At 70.0% G+C, this 5,819-nt stretch carries 5 protein-coding genes; all 5 read left to right on the top strand.

Annotated elements, in window-relative coordinates; translation table 11 throughout:
- The first annotated feature begins 201 nt into the window (after positions 1 to 201).
- Positions 202 to 1,677, top strand: a complete 1,476-nt coding sequence (locus tag DK254_RS17520) for an aldehyde dehydrogenase family protein (RefSeq protein ID WP_109934802.1) — start codon at positions 202 to 204, stop codon at positions 1,675 to 1,677.
- 44 nt (positions 1,678 to 1,721) lie between these two features.
- Positions 1,722 to 2,057, top strand: a complete 336-nt coding sequence (locus DK254_RS17515; RefSeq protein ID WP_009618272.1) for a cytochrome c — start codon at positions 1,722 to 1,724, stop codon at positions 2,055 to 2,057.
- 10 nt (positions 2,058 to 2,067) lie between these two features.
- Positions 2,068 to 2,754, top strand: coding sequence for a hypothetical protein (locus DK254_RS17510; protein WP_109934801.1), 687 nt, complete (start codon positions 2,068 to 2,070; stop codon positions 2,752 to 2,754).
- A gap of 13 nt (positions 2,755 to 2,767) precedes the next feature.
- On the top strand, positions 2,768 to 4,336 hold the full coding sequence (locus DK254_RS17505; protein ID WP_109934800.1) for an FAD-binding oxidoreductase: 1,569 nt from the start codon (positions 2,768 to 2,770) through the stop codon (positions 4,334 to 4,336).
- Positions 4,337 to 4,451: 115 nt separating this feature from the next.
- On the top strand, positions 4,452 to 5,819 hold a 1,368-nt coding region (locus DK254_RS17500; RefSeq protein WP_109935773.1), incomplete at its 3' end, for a methyl-accepting chemotaxis protein.

Below are 5,819 nucleotides of genomic sequence, written 5' to 3'. Positions count from 1 at the left end.
CATAACAAGAAACCGGTGATTTCGACATGAACATCCCCTGCGCTTTCCGCCATGCCCGTGCACTAGCCCATCCCGCCCTTGCCCGGCGCCGCTTCGCCCGCCCCGGCGACTGACCTTCGCCCAGCCCTTTTCCCTGTTTCCGTGGCCTTCGCCCAGGCCGGCGGCGGCCGTCCCTCGTCCAGTCAAGAGGCACCAGCAACGATGAGCACCAGACCCCAGCCCTACCAGAACCTCGAGCTACAGCCGATCGCCGGCGCCTGGCGCGCCGGGAGCAGCGGCCGGCACCTGGAGGTCGTCGACCCCTACACCCGGCAGAACCTGCTGCGCCTGGCCCTGGCCGACCGCAACGACCTCGACGCCGCCTATGCCAAGGCCGCCGAGGCCCAGCAGGCGTGGGCCGCCAGCGCACCCGCCGAGCGCGCCCGGGTGATGCTCGAGGCGGTGCGCATCCTCGATGCGCGCCGCGAAGAGATCATCGACTGGCTCGTCCGCGAGTCCGGCAGCACCCTGCTCAAGGCGCAGATCGAATGGGGCGCGGCGCGCGCCATCACCCTGGAGGCGGCCAGCCTGCCGAACCGCGTGCACGGGCGCATCGTCGCCTCCAACGTGCCGGGCAAGGAGAGCCGCGTGTACCGCATGCCACTCGGGGTGATCGGGGTGATCAGCCCGTGGAACTTCCCGCTGCACCTCACCCAGCGCTCGCTGGCCCCGGCTCTGGCCCTGGGCAACGCCGTGGTGGTCAAGCCGGCCAGCGACACCCCGGTGTCCGGTGGCCTGCTGCTGGCGCGCGTGTTCGAGGAGGCCGGGCTGCCGGCCGGCGTGCTCAGCGTGGTGGTGGGCGCCGGTAGCGAGATCGGCGACGCCTTCGTCGAGCACCCGGTGCCGGCCTTCATCTCCTTCACCGGCTCGACCCAGGTCGGGCGCAACATCGGCCGCATCGCCAGCGGCGGCGCGCACCTCAAGCACGTGGCCCTGGAGCTGGGCGGCAACAGCCCCTTCGTGGTCCTGGCCGATGCCGACATCGAGCAGGCGGTGAACGCCGCCGTGGTGGGCAAGTTCCTCCACCAGGGGCAGATCTGCATGGCGATCAACCGCATCATCGTCGAGCAGCCGGCGCTGGAGGCCTTCACCCGGCGCTTCGTCGAGCGCGTCCAGGCGCTGCCCTACGGCGACCCGCGCAAGCCGGAAACCGTGGTCGGCCCGGTGATCAACGACCGCCAGCTGCAGGGCCTGCGCGAGAAGGTCGCCACGGCCCTGGACGAGGGCGCCCGGCTGCTGGTGGGCGGCGAGCCCCAGGGCAACGTCATGCCGCCCCACGTGTTCGGCGACGTCCACGCCGGCATGGAGATCGCCCGCGAGGAGATCTTCGGCCCGCTGGTGGGCATCCAGGCCGCGCGCGACGCCGAGCATGCGCTGGAGCTGGCCAACGCCAGCGAATACGGCCTGTCCAGCGCGGTGTTCACGTCGAGCCTGGAGCGCGGCGTGCAGTTCGCCCAGCGCATCCACGCGGGCATGACCCACGTCAACGACATGCCGGTCAACGACGAACCCAACGCGCCCTTCGGCGGCGAGAAGAACTCCGGCCTGGGCCGCTTCAACGGCGACTGGGCGATCGAGGAGTTCACCACCGACCACTGGATCACCCTGCAGCACTCGCCACGGCCCTATCCCTTCTGAGCGGCCGCTGGTCCCACCAATCCAATAACAAGATGGAGTACGAAATGTCCTTATCCTTCGACAGCCCGGCTGTGAAACGGACCTTCGCTGCTTGCCTTTGCGTGCCCCTGCTCGTGCTGGCCGGTAGCGCCTTCGCCGACGGCGACGGCGTGTGGAAAGGCGGCGCGAACGTCTACGAGAAAGTCTGCGGCCGCTGCCACGAGACCGGCATCGGGCCGGAGCTGAAGGGGCGCCAGCTGCCGTCGCCCTACATAGTCGCGGTGGCGCGCAACGGCCTGCGGGCGATGCCTGCCTGGCCGGCTTCCTTCATCGACGACAAGGCGTTACAGCAGGTCGCCGACTACATCTCGCAGGCGCCCGCGCCGGCGGCCAAGCCCTGAGGAACACGCCATGAATCTCGAACGTCGTTCCCTGCTCAAGGGCATGGCCCTGGGCGGCCTGGCGGGCATCGCCATGGGCGGCTCCGGCCTGGCCCTGGCGCGCAACATCGGCGGCGCCGCCCCTACGCAGCCGGCCCTGGTGCTGGTGGCCCCGGCGGTGGTCGGCTCGGCCTTCCTCCAGGGCCTGGCCGCCAACCCGGCCGCAGCCCGGGCCGAGGTGCTGCGCAGCGATGCCAGCCTGGTTTTCGTCCGCGAACTGCAGCGGCGCCTGGAGACCGGAAGGCCGCAGCGCATCGTCGGCCTGCTGGACGATGCCAGCGCCGCGCTGGTGGTCGACCTGGCGCGCAGCGCCGGCGCCCGCGTGCAGTGGCTCGGTGAGCACAGCGCCGATGCGCGCGCCTCGCGGCACCGACTGATCACCACGGACGCCGCCCACGGCCACGCCCTGCAACTGGGCCTGCAGCTGGACGCCTGCGGCGCCGGCTTCGACCTGCGCGAGCAGTGCCCGCTGGGTACCCGGCAGCCCCTGCGGCTGGGCGCGGCCACCCGCAGCGCCGGCAGCGCCGAGCAATGGGCCGCCACCCTGGGCTACGGCCTGGCCGCGCTGGGCGAGCGCGAGCCGGCGCCCGCGCCGCTGGTCGCCGGCCACCCGAGCCCGCTGGCCGGGCATTTCGTTTCGTTCTCGATCCAGGCTTGAAGGAGCACATCCCATGACTGACGCAACCAACAAGGCCGTGCTCCCGCGCGGAGTCGATGCGAACCACTTCCAGCAGGCGCTGGCCAAGTTCCGCAAGCTGCTGGGCGAGGAGAACGTCCTGGCCAAGGACGACCAGCTGATCCCCTACGGCAAGATCATGATGCCGGTGGACAACGCCGCGCACGCGCCCTCCGCCGCCGTCACCGCCACCAGCCTCGAGCAGGTGCAGGGCGTGGTGAAGATCTGCAACGAGTTCAAGATCCCGCTGTGGACCATCTCCACCGGGCGCAACTTCGGCTACGGCTCGGCGGCGCCGGCGCAACGCGGCCAGGTCATCCTCGACCTGAAGAAGATGAACAAGATCCTCCACATCGACCCCGAGCTGTGCACCGCCCTGGTCGAGCCCGGCGTCACCTACGGCCAGCTCTACGACTACCTGCAGGAGCACAACCTGCCGCTGATGCTGTCCTTCTCCGCGCCCTCGGCCATCGCCGGCCCGGTGGGCAACACCATGGACCGCGGCGTGGGCTACACCCCCTACGGCGAGCACTTCCTCATGCAGTGCGGCATGGAAGTGGTGCTGGCCAACGGCGACGTCTACCGCACCGGCATGGGCGGGGTGCCGGGCGACAAGGCCTGGCAGGTGTTCAAGTGGGGCTACGGCCCGACCCTGGACGGCATGTTCACCCAGGCCAACTACGGCATCTGCACCAAGATGGGCTTCTGGCTGATGCCCAAGCCGCCGGTGTTCAAGCCCTTCTGCATCGTCTACGACGACGAGGCGGACATCGCCGACATCGTGGAAATGATCCGCCCGCTGCGCATCGCCCAGATCATCCCCAACGCGGTGGTGATCGCCAACGCGCTGTGGGAGGCCGCCGGCATCAGCGTGCGCCGCGCCGACTACATCAAGGAGAAGGGGGCGACGCCGGACTCGGTGATCCAGAAGATCGTCAAGGACAAGGGCCTGGGCCAGTGGAACGTCTACGCGGCGTTGTACGGCACCGCCGAGCAGGTGGAGGTGAACTGGAAGATCGTCACCGAGACCGTGAAGAAGTCCGGCAAGGGCCGCATCGTCACCCAGGAGCAGGCCGGCGACACCCAGCCGTTCAAGTACCGCGCCGAGCTCATGAGCGGCGTACCCAACCTGCAGGAGTTCGGCCTGTACAACTGGCGTGGCGGCGGTGGCTCCATGTGGTTCGCCCCGGTCAGCCAGGCGCGCGGCAGCGAATGCGACAAGCAGAAGGTGCTGGCCAAGAGGATCCTCAACAAGCACGGCCTGGACTACACCGGCGAGTTCATCGTCGGCTGGCGCGACATGCACCACGTGATCGACGTGCTCTACGACCGCACCGACCCGGAGGAGACCCAGCGCGCCCACGACTGCTTCGCCGAGCTGCTGGACGAGTTCGCCAAGGAGGGCTACGCGGTGTACCGCGTGAACACCGCCTTCCAGGAGCGGGTGGCGCAGATCTACGGCCCGGTCAAGCGCAAGGTGGAACACGCCATCAAGCGCGCCCTGGACCCGAACAACATCCTCTCGCCGGGCAAGTCCGGCATCGACCTCGCCAACAACTTCTAGCAACCGCAACGGGCCCCGCCGGCAATCGCCGGCGGGGCCTTTCGCACAGCTGGTTCAACTGGCCCGTTCCGCGCACGCCGGGTGCCGGGGGCCCGGAACGGGAGCGACTCGCGCCATGCGCAACTGGTTTGACAACCTCGGTGTCACCTACAAGCTGGGGCTGGGCTTCGGCCTGGTCCTGTGCCTTACCGCGCTGCTCGCGGTGGGCGACTGGATCAGCCGCGAGAGCCTGCTGCAGCGCAGCCGGGCCCAGGAGGTCTACGGCGCGCTCAACGAATCGCTGGCGGAGCTGCGCCTGTCGCTGCAGGACTATTTGCTGGACGGCGCCAAGGCGGCCAGCGAGCAGCGCCTGGGCGCGGCGCTGGACGACTTCGAGCGCCGGCAGGCGGCGATGCGCGCGCGCAAGCTGTCCACCCTCGCGGACCTGCTCGCCCTGGAGCAGCAACAGGGCGCACTGGTCGGCGACTACCGCCAGGCCCTCGGCAAGCTGCAGGCCGCCAACCATGCGGCCGGCGCCGTTCGCGACGAGATGGCCGAGCGCGCCGAGCGGGCCTTCAAGGCGCTCAGCGCCCTGCAAGCGCTGGCGGCGGGCCTGGACGAGCACGACGAGCGCCGCTTCGCCTATTACCAGGCCGGCACGCAGCTGATGCAGGACCTGCTGCTGGTCCGCTACCGCGCGGCGGGCTACGTGGCCCACCCCGGGCCGGAGTCCGAGCGGCTGCTGAACGAACAGATGCGCCTGGCCATGGAAAACTTCCCGCGCCAGGCCAAGGTCTTCGGCGCACAGCCCCCTGCCGAGCTGCTGGCGGTGGCGGCGGACCAACAGAGCTACGCCAAGTGCATCGAGGCCTACCGGGCTGCCACCGCCACGGTGGAACAGGCCCGCCAGGTACTGATCAAGGTCGCCGAGCAGACCCGCGAGATCACCCAGGCGCTGACCCGCCAGCAGATCGAACTGCGCGACGAGGTGGCGGCCTTCAGCCGCATGGCCCAGGCCAGCGTGGCCCTGCTGGCGATACTGGCCAGCGCCCTGGCCGCCTGGTTCATCACCCGCCGCATCACCCGGCCGCTGCACGACACCATGCAGGTGGTCGAGCGCATCGCCTCGGGCGACCTGTCGCAGAACATCCAGGTCAGCCGCCGCGACGAACTGGGCAGCCTGCAGCAGAGCATGCAGCGCATGAGCTGGAACCTGCGCGACCTGATCGGCGGCATCCGCGACGGCGTGACGCAGATCGCCAGCGCTGCCGAGGAACTCTCGGCGGTCACCGGCCAGACCAGCGCCGGGGCCAACAGCCAGAAGGTCGAGACCGACCAGGTGGCCACCGCCATGCACGAGATGTCCGCCACCGTGCAGGAAGTTGCGCGCAATGCCGAGCAGGCCTCCCAGGCCGCCTCCGCCGCCGACCGCGAGGCCCACGACGGCGACCGCGTGGTGAACCAGGCGGTGGAGCGGATCGAGCGCCTGGCCGCGGAAGTCGAG

The organism is Pseudomonas sp. RW407 (assembly GCF_003176655.1).
Lineage (GTDB): Bacteria > Pseudomonadota > Gammaproteobacteria > Pseudomonadales > Pseudomonadaceae > Pseudomonas > Pseudomonas delhiensis.
The sequence above is the reverse complement of the archived record's forward strand: the minus strand, read 5'-3'. Positions and strand labels throughout refer to the sequence as shown.

Bases quoted from the DNA above. Each gene is read 5' to 3' on its own strand.
- DK254_RS17520 (WP_109934802.1), top strand. From the start codon at position 202: ATGAGCACCAGACCCCAGCCCTACCAGAACCTCGAGCTACAGCCGATC.
- DK254_RS17515 (WP_009618272.1), top strand. From the start codon at position 1,722: ATGTCCTTATCCTTCGACAGCCCGGCTGTGAAACGGACCTTCGCTGCT.
- DK254_RS17510 (WP_109934801.1), top strand. From the start codon at position 2,068: ATGAATCTCGAACGTCGTTCCCTGCTCAAGGGCATGGCCCTGGGCGGC.
- DK254_RS17505 (WP_109934800.1), top strand. From the start codon at position 2,768: ATGACTGACGCAACCAACAAGGCCGTGCTCCCGCGCGGAGTCGATGCG.